This is a genomic window from Xanthomonas sp. WCS2018Noco2-27 (genome assembly GCF_031843525.1).
Lineage (GTDB): Bacteria > Pseudomonadota > Gammaproteobacteria > Xanthomonadales > Xanthomonadaceae > Xanthomonas.
The window spans coordinates 14,105-31,421 of sequence record NZ_JAVTIK010000021.1; the positions used below are offsets into that span (position 1 = coordinate 14,105).

A 17,317-nucleotide genomic window follows, 5' to 3' on the forward strand; every position below is an offset into this window, starting at 1 on the left:
ACCGAACCGTACCGTTTATATTTTTAATCGCGCGTCTTCGGAGACCTTCTCGTGCGTTCTCAAGCCTCTTACCGCCTGCCGTTGTTTGCTGTTGCCGCCACCGTCCTGCTCAGCGCCTGCGGCAGCCCGCCGGGCGGACCACCGCCAGAAGAGGGCATTCCCGAGATGGCGGTGCTGACCGTCAAGCAGCAGCCGGTACCACTGACCACCGCGCTGCCGGGGCGCACCGTGCCGTACCTGATCGCCGAAATCCGGCCGCAGGTAGGCGGCATCGTGCAGTCGCGCCAGTTCACCGAAGGCGGCGACGTCAAGGCCGGGCAGACGCTGTACCAGATCGATCCGGCGACCTACCGCGCCAGCTACGCCAGCGCCCAGGCCACCCTGGCCAGGGCGCAGGCCAATCTGCGCACCGCCAGGCTCAAGGCCGAGCGCTACACCGAGCTGGCGCAGATCAAGGCGATCAGCCAGCAGGAAGGCGACGACACCGACGCGGCGCTGGGCCAGGCCGAGGCCGACGTGGCCGCCGGCAAGGCCAGCGTGGAAACCGCGCGTATCAACCTGGCGTTCGCCCGTCTGGACGCCCCGATCTCCGGCCGCATCGGCCGCTCCAGCGTTACGCCGGGTGCGTTGGTGACCGCCAACCAGGCCACCGCGCTGACCACCATCCAGCAGCTGGACCCGATTTATATCGACGTCACCCAGCCCAGCGTGGCGGTGTTGCGGCTGAAGCAGGCGATGGCGCGCGGCGACCTGGAAAAGGCCGGCGAAGGCGCGGCCAAGGTGTCGCTGCTGCTGGAAGACGGCAGCCGCTATCCGTTACAGGGCCAGCTGGCGTTCTCCGATGTCACCGTGGACCAGAACACCGGCTCGATCACCCTGCGCGCGGTGTTCCCCAACCCCAACGCGGATCTGCTGCCGGGCATGTACGTGCGCGCAGTGCTGCAGGAAGGCGTCAAGCAACAGGGCGTGCTGGTGCCGCAGCAGGCGGTCTCGCGCAATGGTGCCGGCAAGCCGACCGTCTTCGTGGTCGGCGCCGACCACAAGTTGCAGTTACGCGTGCTGGACACCGACCGCGAAGTCGGCGACCAGTGGCTGGTGCGCAGCGGCCTGAAGCCCGGCGAACAGGTGGTGGTCGAAGGCGCTTCGCGTGCGCGCGACGGCATCCAGGTCAAGACCGTGCCATGGCAACCAAAGCGCAGCGACGCTGCGGGCGCGCCATCTGCGCCCAGCACGCCGCGTGCGGCAAATTAAGGCGGATCACACGACATGGCACGCTTTTTCATCGACCGTCCGATTTTCGCGTGGGTGTTGGCCATCATCGTGATGCTGGCCGGCATCCTGTCCATCGCCACCTTGCCGATCGCGCAATACCCCAGCATCGCGCCGCCCGCCGTCGCCATTACCGCCAATTATCCGGGCGCCTCGGCGCAGACGCTGGAAGACACCGTCACCCAGGTCATCGAGCAGAAGATGAAGGGGCTGGACCATCTCAGCTACATGGCCTCCACCAGCGAATCCAGCGGTGCGGTGACCATTACGTTGACCTTCGACAACGGCACCGACCCGGACACTGCGCAGGTGCAGGTGCAAAACAAGTTGTCGCTGGCCACGCCGTTGCTGCCGCAGGAAGTGCAACAGCAGGGTGTGACGGTGACCAAGTCGGCCACCAATTTCCTCAACGTGCTGGCCTTTACCTCCGAAGACGGCAGCATGAGCGACTCGGACCTGTCCGACTACGTGGCAGCCAACGTGCAGGAAACCATCAGCCGCGTCGAAGGCGTGGGCGACACCACGTTGTTCGGTTCGCAATACGCCATGCGCGTCTGGTTGGACCCGGACAAGCTGAGTAATTTCAATCTCACCCCGGTGGATGTGCGCACTGCCATCCAGGCGCAGAACGCACAGGTGTCGGCCGGCCAGCTCGGCGCGTTGCCGGCGGTGGCTAACCAGCAACTCAATGCGACCATCACTGCGCAGACCCGGCTCAAGACCGCCGAGCAATTCGAAAACATCTTGCTGCGCACGCAGGCTGATGGCGCGCAGGTGCGGCTGCGCGATGTGGCACGTATCGAACTGGGTAGCGAAAGCTACAACACGGTAGGCCGTTATAACGGCAAGCCGGCCGCGGGTCTGGCGATCAAGCTGGCCACCGGTGCGAATGCATTGGATACGGTGCGCGCCATCGACAAAAGCCTGGAAGAACAGGAGAAATTCTTCCCGCCGGGCATGAAGGTGCAAAAGCCGTACGACACCACGCCGTTCGTGCGCATCTCCATCGAGCAGGTGGTGCGCACCTTGATCGAAGCGGTAGTGCTGGTGTTCCTGGTGATGTATCTGTTCTTGCAGAACTTCCGTGCCACCTTGATTCCGACCATTGCGGTGCCGGTGGTGTTGCTGGGTACCTTCGGCGTGCTCGCCGTCTTCGGTTTCACCATCAATACGCTGACCATGTTCGCGATGGTGCTGGCGATCGGCCTGCTGGTGGACGATGCCATCGTGGTGGTGGAAAACGTCGAGCGCGTGATGGGTGAGGAGCAGTTGTCGCCCAAGGACGCCACACGCAAATCGATGGACCAGATTTCCGGTGCGCTGGTCGGTGTTGCGCTGGTGCTGGCGGCGGTGTTCGTGCCGATGGCGTTCTTCGGCGGTTCCACCGGGGTGATCTACCGCCAGTTCTCGATCACGATTGTCTCGGCGATGACCTTGTCGGTGCTGGTGGCGATGATCCTGACCCCGGCCTTGTGCGCCACCTTGCTCAAGCCGGTGCACAAAGGTCATGGCATGGCCACTACCGGTTTCTTCGGCTGGTTCAACCGCGTATTCGATCGCGGCAATCACCGCTATCAGGGCGTGGTGCGGCACATGCTGGGCAAGGGCTGGCGTTACATGCTGGCCTATGCAGTGTTGCTGGCGCTGGTGGTGTTCGGTTTCATGAAGTTGCCGGTGGGCTTTTTGCCGGACGAGGACCAGGGCACGTTGTTCGTGCTGGTGCAGTTGCCGCCCGGTGCTACCGATACGCGGACCAACGAGGTGCTCAAACAGGTGGAGCATCACTTCCTGGTCGATCAGAAGGATTCGGTGTCAGGCGTGTTTGCGGTGTCCGGCTTCAGCTTTGCCGGCACCGGGCAGAACGTGGGGTTTGCCTTCATCAAACTGCGTCCGTGGGACGAGCGTACCGGCAAGGGCCAGAGCGTCACCGACGTGGCCGGCAAGGCTGGCGCTTTCTTCGCCAGCATCCGCGATGCCAGGGTGTTTGCGTTTGCGCCGCCGGCGGTATCGGAGTTGGGCAATGCCACCGGCTTCGATCTGATGCTGCAGGACCGCGCAAATCTGGGCCATGACGCCTTGATGCAAGCGCGCAATCAGTTGCTGGCCGAGCTGTCGCAGGACAAGCGCCTGGTGGCGGTGCGCCCGAACGGGCAGGAAGACACGCCCGAGTTCAAGCTGGAGATCGACCCGCACCGTGCGCAGGCGATGGGGGTGTCGATCGCCGACATCAACAACACCTTCGCCAGTGCGTGGGGCAGCGTGTACGTCAACGACTTCATCGACAAGGGACGCGTCAAGAAGGTGATGCTGCAGGCCGACGCGCCTTACCGCATGAACCCGCAGGACGTCGACCGCTGGTTCGTGCGCAACAGCGCCGGCACCATGGTGCCGTTCAATGCCTTCGCAACCGCCAGCTGGCAATCGGGCTCGCCGCGGCTGGAGCGTTACAACAGCGTGCCCTCGGTGGAGATCCTGGGCATGGCGCTGCCCGGCGCGGCGTCCAGTGGCGAAGCGATGCAGATCGTGGAAGCGGCGGCGGCCAAATTGCCGCCGGGCATCGGCTTTGAGTGGACCGGATTGTCGCGGCAGGAAAAATCCTCCACCGGCCAGACCGGCCTGTTGTACGGCCTGTCGATCCTGATCGTGTTCCTGTGTCTGGCCGCGTTGTACGAAAGCTGGGCGATTCCGTTCTCGGTGATTCTGGTGGTGCCGCTGGGCGTGTTCGGCACGCTGCTGGGCGCGATACTCACCTGGAAAATGAATGACGTGTACTTCCAGGTGGGGTTGTTGACCACCATTGGCCTGGCATCGAAAAACGCGATCCTGATCGTGGAGTTTGCCAAGGAGCTGCACGAGAGCGGCAAGAGCCTGATCGAGTCGGCGCTGGAAGCGGCGCGCATGCGTTTGCGGCCGATCCTGATGACATCGCTGGCCTTCATTCTGGGCGTGGTGCCGTTGGTGCTCGGCAGCGGTGCCGGTGCCGGCGCGCAGCATGCGCTGGGCACGGCGGTGATCGGCGGCATGTTGTCCGGCACGGTGCTGGCGATCTTTTTCGTACCACTGTTCTTCGTGCTGGTCAGCGGGTTATTCAAGCGCCGCGCGCAACCTGCCACGCCCGCTACTCCGCAACCGACAGGACACTGACATGACACCGATTCGCATGACACTTGCCGCGATCGCGGTGGCCAGCGTGCTGTCTGGTTGCACCATGATGCCGCGCTACTCCCGCCCAGACGCGCCGGTGCCGGACCACTTCGCCGGTGCCGGTTCCAACACAACGCCCGATGCCGCTGCAACCGAACAGGCGCGCAACGTGGCCGATATCGGCTGGCGCGAGGTCTTCACCGACCCCGCGTTACAGCAGGTCATCGCGCTGGCGCTGCAAAACAACCGCGACCTGCGCGTGGCCGCACTCAATATCGAAGTGGCGCGTGCGCAATACCGGGTGCAGCGCGCTGCATTGGTACCGGCCATCGATGGCACCGGTACCTCCAACAATGCGCGCACGCCGGCGGAGCTGGCCATCCCCGGGCAGCCGGCGGTGTTCCGCACCTACAGCGGCAATGTCGGCATCAGCGCGTACGAACTGGATCTGTTCGGGCGCGTGCGCAGCCTCAAGGAGCAGGCGCTGCAACAATTTCTGTCCACCGCCGAAGCGCGCCGCAGCACGCATATCAGCCTGGTCGCCGAAGTCGCCACCGCCTATCTGACCCTGGCCGCCGATCAGGCATCGCTGCAGCTGGCGCAGTCCACCTTGAGCAGCCAAAGCGATAGCTATCGCCTGCAGCAACGCAGTTTTGAGCTGGGTGTGGCCTCGCAGCTCACCTTGCGTCAGGCGCAAACCACGGTGGAAACCGCACGCGTGGATGTGGAGCGCTATACCGCGCAGGTGGCGCAGGATCGCAATGCCCTGGTGCTGCTGGTCGGCACGCAGTTGCCGGAATCCTTGTTGCCGCGCGCGTTACCCGATGGTGCCAGTGTGGACGGCAACGTGCTGGCCAGCGTGCCGGCAGGGGTGTCCTCGCAGTTGCTGCAACGTCGCCCGGACATCCTGGAGGCCGAGCGCAACCTGCGTGCGGCCAATGCCAACATCGGTGCAGCGCGTGCGGCGTTCTTCCCCAGCATCAGCCTCACCGGCTCGTTGGGCTCATCCAGCAGCAGCCTGTCGAACCTGTTCGATTCGGGCACCCGCGCCTGGAGCTTCGTGCCGTCGCTGACCTTGCCGATCTTCAACGCCGGGCGCAATCGCGCCAACCTGGACATGGCCAAGGCCAATCGCGATATCGAAGTGGCCCGTTACGAAAAATCCATCCAGAGCGCGTTCCGCGAAGTGTCCGACGCGCTTGCGCAACGCGACACGCTGGGCAGGCAATTACAGGCCCAGCATGCATTGGTCGACGCAACTGCTGATAGCTATCGGTTGTCGCAGGCGCGTTTCGAGCGCGGTATCGACAGCTATCTGCAGGCGCTGGATGCGCAGCGCTCGCTGTACAGCGCCCAGCAGACCTTGATCGGCACGCAGTTGTCGCGCTTCACCAACTTGGTGACGTTCTACAAGGCGATGGGCGGCGGCTGGTTACAGACCGCAGAACCGGAGATGGCCAGCGTCGCGACAGCGCAGCCCCGTGGGTGACGCAAGTCTGGCAGGTGATACGCCGCCACGTGCGCGCTCGCTATCTGGCAAACGTGGCGCGATCCTGGCGGCGGCGCGTGCGCAGATCCACCCATGCGATGCGGGCGTGCTGCGCGTTGATGAGGCGCGCTCATAAGCGTTAGCGCGGCCTGTTGTGCAATGCGCCGGCGGTACAGGACTATCGTGGCGCATTGGTGCTGCAGCGGCGTTGCCGTCCGTAGCCGACTCATTCGATGCGGCGGTTGCTGCGGGAGTAAACGGGTGCAAATACGACAGTTGGGAAACAGCGGCTTGCAGGTATCGGCGCTGGGCTTGGGTTGCATGGGTCTGAGCTATGGCTACGGGCCGGCGACTGCCCGTGCACAGGCCGTGGCCTTGCTGCATGCGGCAGTGGAGCGCGGCGTCACCTTCTTCGATACGGCCGAGGCATATGGGCCCTTCGCCAACGAGGCGTTGCTGGGCGACGCGCTGGCTTCGCACCGCGACCAGTTGGTGATTGCAACCAAGTTCGGCTTCAAGGACGGACATGCCGATGCTGGGCTCGACAGTCGTCCCGAACGGATCCGTGCGGTGGCCGAGGCTAGCCTGACCCGTCTGAAGACCGACCGCATCGACCTGTTCTATCAGCATCGGGTGGACCCGGCGGTGCCGATCGAGGAGGTGGCCGGCACGGTCAAGGACTTGATCGCCGAAGGCAAGGTGAAGCATTTCGGCCTGTCCGAAGCCGGTGCCGACACCATCCGCCGTGCGCATGCAGTACAGCCGGTGACGGCAGTGCAGAGCGAATACTCGTTGTGGTGGCGCGAGCCGGAGACCAGTGTGTTACCGACGCTGGAAGAACTCGGGATCGGCTTCGTGCCGTTCAGCCCGCTCGGCAAGGGTTTTTTGACCGGCGCCATCCGGGCCGACACCCAATTTTCCGCGGACGATCTCCGCAATCAGGTGCCTCGGTTCGCTGCCGAGGCGCGTCGGGCCAATCAGGCGCTGGTCGAACGCATCCAGGCGATCGCTGCCGACAAGGGCGCCACGCTGGCGCAGGTTGCGCTGGCGTGGTTGCTGTCGCGCAAGCAGTGGATCGTGCCGATCCCCGGAACCACCAAGCTGCATCGCCTGGACGAAAATCTGGGTGGCGCTGCATTGACCTTGAGCAGCGAGGATCTTGCGCGCATCCAGCAAGCGCTGGATGCGGTGGCGATTGTCGGCGAGCGCTATAGCCCGGAGCGCCAGAAGCTGGTCGGTAACTAACCCCGGCGCTCCAATCGACCGCAGCGCGGCGCTGTCGTAGGAGCGCGCGCGATGGCCCATGACCGACCAGACGTTAGCGCGCGCAGCACGCTGCTACCAACGCGCGAGCGACTAGGTCAGCCCCTGCCGTAGCGCATCGATCACCACGCGCAATGCTGCCGAGGATTGGCGACGGCTGGGGTAGTACGCGTAATAGCCCTCGAATGGCTCGCACCAGTCCTCCAGCACGCGGCGCAGCTGGCCGGCGGCGATGTGCTCCAGCACCATGGATTCCGGCAGATACGCGATACCCGCGCCGGCCAATGCGGCGCGCAACATCGCACTGCTGCTGTTGAAAGTCCATTGCCCGTCCACGCGCACCTTGACCTCGCGCCCGGCGTTGTCGAACTCCCAGGCCAGCAACCCACCGTGTGTGGGCAGGCGCAGGCCGATGCAGTTGTGCTGCGCCAGATCGGCCGGAACGGCCGGGATGGTGTGATGCACGAAGTAGCCCGGCACCGCGACCACCGCCATGCGCTGCGGCGGGCTGATCGGCACTGCAATCATGTCCTTGGCCACCTGATCGCCCAAGCGGATGCCGATGTCGTAGCGCTCGGCCACGATATCGGCCAGACCGTAATCCACGGTGACTTCGATCCTGAGGTCCGGGTAGTCGGGCAGCACTTTCGAAAGTGCCGGCCACACGTAGGCATCGGCGGCGTGGCCGGCGCTGGTGATGCGGATGGTGCCGGCCGGCTTGTCGCGGAAGTCGGTCAGCGCAGACAGCTCGTCGTCGATTTCCTGCAGCCGCGGTGCCACCGTTTCGAACAGGCGCGCACCGGCTTCGGTCATTGAGACGCTACGCGTGGTGCGGGTCAGCAAGCGGATGCCCAAGCGCGTTTCCAGGGCACGCACGGTATGGCTCAACGCCGATTGCGAGACGCCCAGTTGCGCGGCAGCGCGGGTGAAGCTGCCTTCGCGCGCCACGGTGACGAAGACCTGCAGGTCGTTGAGGTTTTCCCGAGCCATTGCTGCCAGTGCCCGCTCCAGGCATGCGATTCATGCGGCCAGCATCATGCGCGATGGCGTGTGATGGCCTCAATGTCGTGGCGGCCCGCAGCGCAGGCGCATTGATGCGCTGCGTTTCTAGCTGCATGCAGATTTGCAGGGGGAGTGCAGGCGCGCATGCGCGCTACAGTGCAGGCAACCGGATGCGGGGCAGGGCGATGCTCTGCTGCCGACTGCCCTACCGATGCGGTTGCTGCTCGATCGCGCAGCAGCTGCTGGTTCGCTTCGATCTGAGTGGCGCCCTGCGCGTCGACTGGCAAGCGACCGCTACGTTGTTTCACTACGTTCAAGGAGTACTGCAATGAATCTGTTCGCAACTGCAATGTCGTTGTCGATGATGGCTGCTACCACCGCTCCGGGTGGTGAGGGGCAGGGTGGCGAGGAGCATGCGGGGCAGACGCAGGCACCGATCAAGGTAAGCCGTGCCGGCGGCGCGGCGTCGGCCGTGGGCCCGGCCGATTACTTCACCGGCAAGGTGCGTATCGATGCGCCGTTTCAGGCCGATGCGCCGGCACGTGTGGGCGGCGCCACGGTGACCTTCGAGCCGGGCGCGCGCACTGCGTGGCATACCCATCCGCTGGGGCAGACGCTCATCGTCACCGCCGGTGCTGGGCGGGTGCAGGAATGGGGCAAGCCGGCGCAGGAGATCCGCCCCGGCGACATCGTGTGGATTCCGCCGGGCGTCAAGCATTGGCACGGCGCAAACGCGACGGTGGCGATGTCGCACATTGCCATCGCAGAATCTGTGGATGGTTCGCCGGTGACCTGGCTCGAGCAGGTGACAGAGGCGCAGTACAAGGCCGATTGAGTAAGTAATCACGCTGCTGTGCTGGGTCTACCGTTTTCGACGGCACCTATCTATTGCATCAGCATCGCTGCGTGGGCGGCGCAGATGTCGCGCACAGCGCGATGTCTGCGTGCAGAAGGCTGCAGCGAGGTCAGTCCAGCAGTCTCACGCCGCTTCGGTCGCGTCGGGCGTGCTTGCGCGTAAGCGTTGTGCATCGCGCGCGGGCGGCTCGCCGAGAATGCGTGCGTAGTCGCGGCTGAATTGCGATGCGCTTTCATAGCCGACCCGAAACCCCGCGTCGGCAGCGGTGAGCGCGTCGGCCACCATCAGCCGGCGCGCCTCGTGCACGCGCAGATGCGAGCGGTACTCCAGCGGTGTCATCGAGGTCACCGTCTTGAAATGTGCATGGAAGGTAGAGCGGCTCATCGCCGACAGATCGGCGATCTGTTCGATGCTGAAACGCTGTGCGTAGTGCTCGCGCAACCACACGATGGCCTTGGAAATCTGGTTGAGGCGGCTATCGGCAATCGCCATCTGGCGCACTACCGCATTGGCGGGGTCTGCCATCAGGCGGTATAGCAGTTCGCGCGTCACCAGCGGTGCCAGCGCGGCGATCTCTTTCGGTCGGTCGAGCAGGCCTGCCAGCCGCACCGCGGTGTCGTACAGCTGCGGTGTGCTGCGGTTGAGCAGCAGACCTGCGCTTGCGGTGTCGCGTTGCGGCTCGGCAAGTTCTGCGTGGTGGATGGCCAGCTCGCTGAGCACGGCGGTGTCCAGGTCCAGGCAGAAGCACAGGTACGGATGCGTGGTGCTGGCCTCGATCACCGAACCGACGATGGGCAGATCGACCGACGCCACCAGGTACATCTGCGGATGATAGTGATAGGCCTGCGCGCCCAGCATCGCGCGCTTGCGGCCCTGCGCCACCAGGCACAGCATCGGTGTGTAGACAGTGGGGATGGCGTCGGTGGCGACGGCGCTGCGCATCACATGCAGCCCGGCGATCGGCGTGTCGTGCATGCCGTCGGTCGGCGCGTGGCGCAGCAGGATGTCAGTGAGGTCGGCGGTGGCGGATGGCATGCGGAACGCTCGTGCGCTGGCGCTGTGCGGCACAGCCGCGGTAGCGCGATCCTACAAGGGACGCCGTGGTGCGCCCATCAATGGCAGACTCGACAATGCCGCGGATGCTTGCGCGTGGCGGTGCGGGCGCAGCCATCAAGCCGATGCCGCTGATCGATCACTCACGCACATTCCGTATTCTTGCGACCTGTCTCCGGTGCCCCGATCGTCATGCCTGCAAAACCCCGATCCCTAGCTGCTCCCTCCACCCCTGCCGACTGGAAGGCGATCGAGCAGGCGGCAACTGCCGAGCTTGCCAGGCGCACGCAGCTGGCGCACCAGCAGATCATCGGCCTGTTGCGCACGCACGGACATCTACTCAGCGACGCCCAGCGCCGCGCGCTTGGCAAACGCCTGCAGCGCCGCGGGAAATAAGGCGTTCGCACCGCCGGCACCCTGGCCGCGTTGCGCACACAGTTGGCCTAAGTCTGCAGGCGGAAAACGTAGCGTGCGACATGCGCGCAACACTCCGTAGCGGCCTAACGCCACGCCGCTGCGCGGCATCGCGGCCAAGGGTAAAAGGCCGCGCAGCGGCGGGGTGCTGGATCAGACCTTGGCGATCATCGCCGCGCTGGAGGACAACGACGCACACGATCTTTAGCGGGCCGTCATGCCGGCGCTCATGCGCCCGAGGTCGATTCCCATGGCGGCGTCTGGCCGAAGTGTTCGAGCAGAAACTCCACAAACGCACGCACCCGCGGCGGCTGCAGCTGGCGTGCGGGCATCACGGCGCTGATCTGCGAGGTGGGAGGCGGGTAATCGGTCATCACTTCGACCAAACGGCCGGCGCGCAGGTCGTCGGCGATATGCCAGTACGAATACATCCCGATGCCTTGCCCGGCGAGCACCGCATCGCGCACCAGTTCGCCGAAGTTGCTCTCGAAGCGGCTCTGCATGCGCACCCGTACCTCGCCGCCTTCCGGTGTCTGCAGGGTCCACAGGTCCTGGCGGCCAGTGCGGCCCATCAGCAGTACGCCGGGATGCTGCATCAATTCTTCGGGAGTGCGCGGTGTGCCGTGCCGCTGCAGATACGCAGGCGAGGCGGCCAACGTGCGGCGGTTGTCGGCGATGCGCCTGGCCACCAGGCCGGAGTCGTCCAGCGCGCCGATGCGAATGGCCAGGTCGAAGCCCTGCTGGACCAGGTCTACCAAATCGTCGCTCAGATGCGCACTGATACGCAGGCGCGGGTGGCGGGCCTGGAAGGCGGGCAGCAGCGGGGAGATGTACTGACGCCCGAACGAGGCCGACAGCGTGACCCGCAAGGTACCGCCGACATCGTGGGCGCTCTCGCGCAGGTCGTCGGCCAGCGCTTCCAGGTCGTCTACCAGCACCCGGCCGCGTGCGGCCAGTTGCTGCCCTTCCGGTGTGGGATGCAGGCGGCGGGTGGTCCGGTGCAGCAGGCGTACGCCGAGGTCGCGTTCCAGCCGCTTCAGGCGCTGGCTGGCGACCGCCACCGACAGGTCCAGGGTGTGGGCGGCGGCCGTGATCGAACCCAGGTCCAGCACGCGCAGGAACAGCGCGATATCACCGAGACGGTCCATGCATTGTCAACGTGGCATTGAAAGTGAATCAGCATAACAAGGCTTCTTGAAGAGGATCGCGCGGCGCAGGCTGTGCGCAGTCCTTCAGGGTTTCTGTCATGTCTTCTGCTGTTGCGTCCCGTCTACCGCCAGCCCTGCTGGCGTTGACTATCGGTGCCTTTGGCATCGGAACAACCGAATTCGTCATCATGGGCCTGTTGCAGCAGGTCGCCACCGACCTGGACGTTTCGCTCACCGCGGCCGGCCTGTTGATCAGCGGCTATGCGCTGGGCGTAAGCATCGGCGCGCCGATGCTCACGTTGCTCAGCGCTCGCTGGCCGCGCAAGGCCGTGCTGGTGAGCCTGATGGTCGTCTTCACCCTGGGCAATCTCGCCTGTGCCCTGGCGCCCGACTACGCCAGCCTGATGGTCGCACGGGTGCTGACCTCGCTGGCGCATGGCACGTTCTTCGGCGTCGGCGCGGTGGTGGCCACCTCCCTGGTGCCGCCCGAGCGGCGTGCCTCGGCCATCTCGTTGATGTTTGCCGGCCTCACCGTGGCCACCCTGCTGGGCGTGCCGGCCGGTGCATGGCTTGGCCTGCAACTAGGCTGGCGGGCCACCTTCTGGGCGGTGACGGTGATCGGGGTGCTGGCCACGGCTGCGGTGGCGCTGTGGGTGCCGGCCGCCGCAGGTGCGGCCGCGCCGGTGTCCTGGCGACAGGAAGTGGCGGTGCTGCGGCGCGGGCAGGTGTTGCTGGCGCTGGCGATGACGGTGCTGGGCTATGCCGGCGTGTTCGCGGTGTTCACCTACATCCAGCCGCTGCTGGTGCAGGTGACCGGGTTCGCGCAGGCGGCGGTGTCGCCGGTCTTGCTGGTCTTCGGTGTCGGCATGATCGTGGGCAATCTGCTGGGCGGGCGCCTGGCCGACCGGCGCGCCACTGCCGCGTTGCTGGGCACACTGGTCGCGCTGGTGGCGGTGCTCGCTGCGATGGGTCTGGCCCTGCACAACAAGACCGCGATGGTGGTGGTTGTCGGGCTGCTGGGTGTGGCCGCCTTCGCCACCGTGGCGCCGCTGCAATTGCGTGTGCTCGAACATGCACGCGGTGCCGGCCAGAACCTGGCCTCCAGTCTCAATATCGCCGCATTCAACCTTGGCAATGCGCTGGGCGCCTGGCTGGGCGGTGTGGTGATCGCCACGCACGCCGGCCTGGTCGCTACCCCGTGGGTCGCCGCGCTGTTGAGCACCGTCGGCCTGGGCATCGCGTTGTGGAGTGTGCAGCTGCAACGCCGTCGCGCTGCTGCGCCGGACGCATGCGCGCAGGTGGGTTGATTCGATTTTTCAGGCGTAGCGCGCAGACCGCGCTATCGGCAGGCGTGCGGTCATTGCGCGGGTGATCGGTGAGCAGAGCGTCGTGCCTGGCACCGCGTGGTGTCGGATCGACCGGCATTGCGCGCGGGTTTTCTTTCGGTTCCAAGGAGCATTGCAATGGACACACGTTTTCTCGGCCGTTCCGGCTTCAAGGTGCCGGTGCTCGGTCTGGGCACCGGTACCTTCGGCGGCAAGGGGCCGCTGTTCTCTGCGTGGGGCGATACCGATGTGGCGCAGGCGCGGCGCATGATCGATCTGTGCCTTGAGGCGGGCCTGAACCTGTTCGACACCGCAGATGTGTATTCCGACGGCGCCTCTGAAGAGATTCTTGGTCAAGCGCTGCAGGGCCGCCGCGATCAGGTGATTGTCTCGACCAAGACCGGTCTGCGCCTGGGCGATGGGCCCAACGATGCCGGTGCATCGCGCTTCCGTTTGCTGCGTGCGGTGGATGCGTCGCTGCGCCGTTTGCGCACCGACTATATCGACCTGCTGCAACTGCATGCATTCGATGCGATGACGCCGGTGGAAGAAACACTCTCCACGCTCGATGAGTTGGTGCGCGCAGGCAAGGTGCGTTATCTGGGCGCTTCCAATTACGCCGGTTGGCAGCTGATGAAATCGTTGGCCGTGGCCGACGCACAGGGCTGGAGCCGCTTTGTTGCCAACCAGACCTACTACTCGCTGGCCGGGCGCGACTACGAATGGGAGTTGATGCCGCTCGGTATCGACCAGGGCATCGGCGCGGTGGTGTGGAGCCCGCTTGGCTGGGGCCGGCTGACCGGCAAGCTGCGTCGCGGTCAACCGCTGCCGGACAACAGCCGCCTGCATGCCACCGCCACCACCGGCCCGGCGATCGACGATGCACGCCTGTTCGATATCGTCGATGTGCTCGACGGCATTGCCGCAGACACCGGCCGCAGCGTGCCGCAGATCGCCATCAACTGGCTGCTGCAACGGCCCACCGTGAGCACGGTGCTGATCGGTGCGCGCGACGAAGCACAGCTGCGGCAGAACCTGGGCGCGGTCGGTTGGTCGCTGACACCGGAGCAGCGTGCGCGCCTGGATGCGGTGAGTGCGGTGGAGCCGCCGTATCCGTATTACCCGTACTGGCGTGGCCACTTTGCCGAACGCAGCCCGCTTCCGGTGTAACGCGGGTTGCGCCATCGCGCCACGCTGCCGCCCGCTGGCGACAGCGTGGCGTGCATCACCGTAGCCGCATCACAACGGCCGTGCCGCGCGCGGAATCACCTCAGGCTTGATCGCACCCACGCCCTTGCTGCCCTGCAATTGTGCGCAGTTGTCCAATGCAGCTGCTACCGAGTCGTAGCCGATCATCGCGCTGCCATCGATGGCCGAGGCATAGATCACCTTGCCGCCCGTGCGCGTTGCCAAGGCCCGCGCGATGGCAGGCGTGGTGTCGAACAACTTGATCGAAGCGCCCAGCAATGCCAGCTGGCCGCTCCGCGTTTCCAGCGCTGCTGCGATGGTTGCCGGTTGTTGTGCACCTGCGGTGCGTGCGTGACCCGTGCTGTCGAGATAGATCGCGTAGCGATCGAAGCGTGCAACTGGCGTATCCGCGCTGGTTTGCGCGTTCTGCAGCGGCTGCGTGCTTGCAGTGGCGCGCGCCGCGTCGGCAACCCGCACCACCGCGCCAGGAATCAAGCGGAAACTGGCATGGCCCACCACAATGGTTTGTCCGGTCGCCGCAGCGCGCAGGCGTGCGCGCTCGTTCACTTGTGCCGACGCGGGAACACAAACGCTGGCTGCAACAATACCGAGTAGGGCAATCAGAGCTGTCTTCATGTCAGTGGCCCACCACGCGCATTTCGAATTCCTTCAATTGTTGCTTGCCGTTGTCGGCGAGCATGTCGGCCACCTCCAGGGTCCAGCGCCCGGCAGAGGGCTCGTCCAGGAAGGCATTGCTTGAGGTCAGGAACACCACCACGCCTTCGTCGCTCTTGTCGAGCGTGGAAAATGGCGTCATCACGGTGCTGCGGGTGCCGCTGGGCGACACCAGCACCACGCGCAGGTTGCGCGGGTCCTTGTGCGTGCCCAGGAAGTACAGCTGCACGCCTTCCACCTTGAAGGATTGGCTGATGTCGATCGCCAGTTTTGCGGGTGAGCCAGCACCGCCGATGGTGCTGCTTTTGCCGTCGTAGACCTTCCACTCGGTGTCTTTCATTGCCGGCAGCGAGGTGAAATGCACGGCACGTTCCACTGCCGCGGCCGCGTCCACCAAGCCGAATCCGTACCAATTGCTGAAACGGTGGCCGGCCGCGTTGGTGATCCAGCCAGGCTCGATCACACTGCCGTTGTAGAGCACCTTGGGTTGTTGTGGATCGACCTGCACTGCGGTGGTCGCCAGGAGGTACTTGACGTCGCGCAGCGTCAGTTGCGGGTTGGCGCTCAGCATCAAGGCGGCAACGCCTGCGACGGTGGGTGCGGAGGCCGAGGTGCCGTTCATGCGTGCGGTGTAATTGCACGATGCATCGATCTTGGACTTGCTGGTATCCAAGGCATTCTGCATCGCGCGTGTGCGGTCGCGATTGTTGCCGGCGCTGCAGCCGCTCAAATCGGTAGTGACGATCGCAGGCGAGAAGAATGGCTGCGGACCCTGCGCATTGACGATGCCATAGAGCTCCTTGAAGGTCTCCGGATGCGGGTCGAAGCGACGCTGAAAGCCATACTCGCCAGAGAGCCCGGACACCCACAATGCAGACCCGGGAGAGGAGTAACTGGCACGCACGCCGTTGGCATTGACTGCACCGACCACGATCATGGTCGTCAGGCTGTTGATGTTGTCGATGTTGGCAATGCTGCAGGCAACGCCAAGCTGCCGGGTCTGGTCGCTGCAACGATCGAACAGTTTGCCCTGTGCATCCGTATCGATCAGCGTATTGAACGAGTTGCCCGACGATTTGACGTAGATGCCGCCTTTGCCGCCGCGCTGGGCCCGCATCAGCTTCTCCAGGGAGCGTTGTTCGTCTAGGTCGCTGTATTGATAGACCGCGGCCGAGACCCCGAAGCTGTTGTTGAAGACATCCATGACCTGCGCTTCGGGCCCGTCGCCCCAGGAGTAGCGGTTGTTGACGTACTGGGTACTGCCATCAGTGGTGTCACCGGCGTTGAAGCCGGCCAGCTTGGCTTCCGGAGCAACGCCGCGCCCGCCGATGCCGTTCCAACCCCGCGCAGCGATGATGCCTGCCACTGCGGTGCCGTGATCGCCATCGATGTCATCCGCACGCGGCGTAGGGTCGTTGGAACCGTTCAAGAAATTGTGCGAACCGTTGGGCAGGATGTTGTCGACCAGGTCCGGGTGCGCAATCTCCAGGCCGTTATCGATCACCGCCACGTTGACGCCCGCACCGCGGATGCCCTGCGTGTGCAGGATCTCCACGTCCAGGTCCACGCCGGGCAGCGGGCGTCCATCGCCGAACACCGGCTGGCCTTGATTGAGCAGATGCCATTGGTAGCGGAATAGCGGGTCGTCGCCTTGCGTTTTCGGCCTGGCCGCTGCCTGTGCTGCGTTCTGCGCGACAACCTCATCTGCAGTGGCAGCACCGCTGCACAGGCACAGTGCCAGCAACAGCGCAGACGGCAGCGCACAGCGCCGCGAAGAAAAAATCATCATGACGTCTCATCAGTAAAGGGGAACTGCGGAGATGGCGCCGGTGACAGCACGCCGGTGAGAAGGGGCGCAGGTGTCTGCCTGCGCCGTGGAAACTCACATCGGTTGCATGATCGCCTGCGTCACTACCAGCGATGCCTGCGCAATACCGCGACTGGCCTGCAGCTGGGTCGCTGCGCGTTGTGCCTGCTCGATCGAGGCATAGGCGATCACCGCATCACCATTCACCTGGGAGGCGTAGACGATGTTGCCGCCGGTCCCTCTGGCCGCCGTGGTCGCTGTGGCAGGTGTGGTGCCGGTCAGCTGCACCTGCGGCCTGACCAGCACCACCCGGTCGGTCCGCTCGTTCACTGCAGCGGCGAGCGTGTGCGTGGACGCGCCGGGTTGATTGCGCGCCGCGCCGGCAGGCGGATCAAGCACCACCAGGAAGCTGCCGATGCGTGCGATCACCTTGCTGCCCGGCGGCGCGGCAGATCCCGCAGGCGCAACGCTGCCAGGCCCCACTCTCCGCTTGGCACCGACAGCGGATGTCTTCTGCTCGATGACCGTGGCAGTCAACATGCGGAACGTGTCGGTTCCGGAGCGGAAGCGTGTACCGGTAGCCGCCGCCAGCAGGGCCTGTGGATCGGTCGATTGCGCTGCATGCGCAACGCCGCTTGCAACGCTGCAGCCCATCAACAAGGAAACAATAAGCGCGATCTTCAT

14 protein-coding genes are annotated in these 17,317 nt (G+C 65.1%); 8 read left to right on the top strand and 6 right to left on the bottom strand.

The window, feature by feature from the left end:
• The first annotated feature begins 51 nt into the window (after positions 1 to 51).
• The 4 genes from RQH86_RS21700 (at position 52) to RQH86_RS21715 (ending at position 7,147) form a co-directional block, all read left to right on the top strand.
• Positions 52 to 1,251, top strand: a complete 1,200-nt coding sequence (locus RQH86_RS21700; protein ID WP_311240398.1) for an efflux RND transporter periplasmic adaptor subunit — start codon at positions 52 to 54, stop codon at positions 1,249 to 1,251.
• 15 nt (positions 1,252 to 1,266) lie between these two features.
• Entirely contained in the window at positions 1,267 to 4,413 is a 3,147-nt protein-coding gene (locus tag RQH86_RS21705) for an efflux RND transporter permease subunit (RefSeq protein ID WP_311240399.1), read from the top strand.
• A 1-nt stretch (position 4,414) separates the two neighbouring features.
• On the top strand, positions 4,415 to 5,902 hold the full coding sequence (locus RQH86_RS21710) for an efflux transporter outer membrane subunit (RefSeq protein WP_311240400.1): 1,488 nt from the start codon (positions 4,415 to 4,417) through the stop codon (positions 5,900 to 5,902).
• 261 nt (positions 5,903 to 6,163) lie between these two features.
• Positions 6,164 to 7,147 carry an aldo/keto reductase gene (locus RQH86_RS21715; RefSeq protein ID WP_311240401.1) on the top strand — a complete coding sequence of 328 codons (984 nt, stop codon included), beginning with the start codon at positions 6,164 to 6,166 and terminating at the stop codon, positions 7,145 to 7,147.
• 111 nt (positions 7,148 to 7,258) lie between these two features.
• Here RQH86_RS21715 and RQH86_RS21720 read toward each other — a convergent pair whose 3' ends face one another.
• On the bottom strand, positions 7,259 to 8,155 hold the full coding sequence (locus tag RQH86_RS21720) for a LysR family transcriptional regulator (protein ID WP_311240402.1): 897 nt from the start codon (positions 8,153 to 8,155) through the stop codon (positions 7,259 to 7,261).
• Positions 8,156 to 8,495: 340 nt separating this feature from the next.
• Here RQH86_RS21720 and RQH86_RS21725 point away from each other — a divergent pair, with 340 nt between their 5' ends.
• Positions 8,496 to 9,002, top strand: a complete 507-nt coding sequence (locus RQH86_RS21725; protein WP_161961654.1) for a cupin domain-containing protein — start codon at positions 8,496 to 8,498, stop codon at positions 9,000 to 9,002.
• Between the two features lie 144 nt (positions 9,003 to 9,146).
• Here the strand turns inward: RQH86_RS21725 and RQH86_RS21730 are convergent, their stop codons facing one another.
• Positions 9,147 to 10,058 (bottom strand): AraC family transcriptional regulator, encoded by a 912-nt coding sequence (locus tag RQH86_RS21730; RefSeq protein ID WP_311240403.1) that lies wholly within the window; start codon positions 10,056 to 10,058, stop codon positions 9,147 to 9,149.
• A gap of 210 nt (positions 10,059 to 10,268) precedes the next feature.
• Here RQH86_RS21730 and RQH86_RS21735 point away from each other — a divergent pair, with 210 nt between their 5' ends.
• A complete protein-coding gene (locus RQH86_RS21735; protein ID WP_115554202.1) occupies positions 10,269 to 10,472 on the top strand; it encodes a hypothetical protein in 204 nt (67 codons plus the stop codon).
• A gap of 245 nt (positions 10,473 to 10,717) precedes the next feature.
• Here the strand turns inward: RQH86_RS21735 and RQH86_RS21740 are convergent, their stop codons facing one another.
• Positions 10,718 to 11,638, bottom strand: coding sequence for a LysR family transcriptional regulator (locus RQH86_RS21740; protein WP_311240404.1), 921 nt, complete (start codon positions 11,636 to 11,638; stop codon positions 10,718 to 10,720).
• A 98-nt stretch (positions 11,639 to 11,736) separates the two neighbouring features.
• Between RQH86_RS21740 and RQH86_RS21745 the strand changes: the two genes are divergently transcribed.
• Both RQH86_RS21745 and RQH86_RS21750 read left to right on the top strand, forming a co-directional pair.
• Positions 11,737 to 12,945 (top strand): MFS transporter, encoded by a 1,209-nt coding sequence (locus tag RQH86_RS21745; protein WP_311240405.1) that lies wholly within the window; start codon positions 11,737 to 11,739, stop codon positions 12,943 to 12,945.
• A 156-nt stretch (positions 12,946 to 13,101) separates the two neighbouring features.
• On the top strand, positions 13,102 to 14,133 hold the full coding sequence (locus tag RQH86_RS21750) for an aldo/keto reductase (RefSeq protein ID WP_311240406.1): 1,032 nt from the start codon (positions 13,102 to 13,104) through the stop codon (positions 14,131 to 14,133).
• A gap of 69 nt (positions 14,134 to 14,202) precedes the next feature.
• Here RQH86_RS21750 and RQH86_RS21755 read toward each other — a convergent pair whose 3' ends face one another.
• The 3 genes from RQH86_RS21755 to RQH86_RS21765 form a co-directional block, all read right to left on the bottom strand.
• Positions 14,203 to 14,787 carry a hypothetical protein gene (locus tag RQH86_RS21755; protein ID WP_311240407.1) on the bottom strand — a complete coding sequence of 195 codons (585 nt, stop codon included), beginning with the start codon at positions 14,785 to 14,787 and terminating at the stop codon, positions 14,203 to 14,205.
• 1 nt (position 14,788) lies between these two features.
• Positions 14,789 to 16,555, bottom strand: a complete 1,767-nt coding sequence (locus tag RQH86_RS21760; protein ID WP_311240411.1) for a S8 family serine peptidase — start codon at positions 16,553 to 16,555, stop codon at positions 14,789 to 14,791.
• A 153-nt stretch (positions 16,556 to 16,708) separates the two neighbouring features.
• Positions 16,709 to 17,317, bottom strand: coding sequence for a hypothetical protein (locus RQH86_RS21765; protein WP_311240408.1), 609 nt, complete (start codon positions 17,315 to 17,317; stop codon positions 16,709 to 16,711).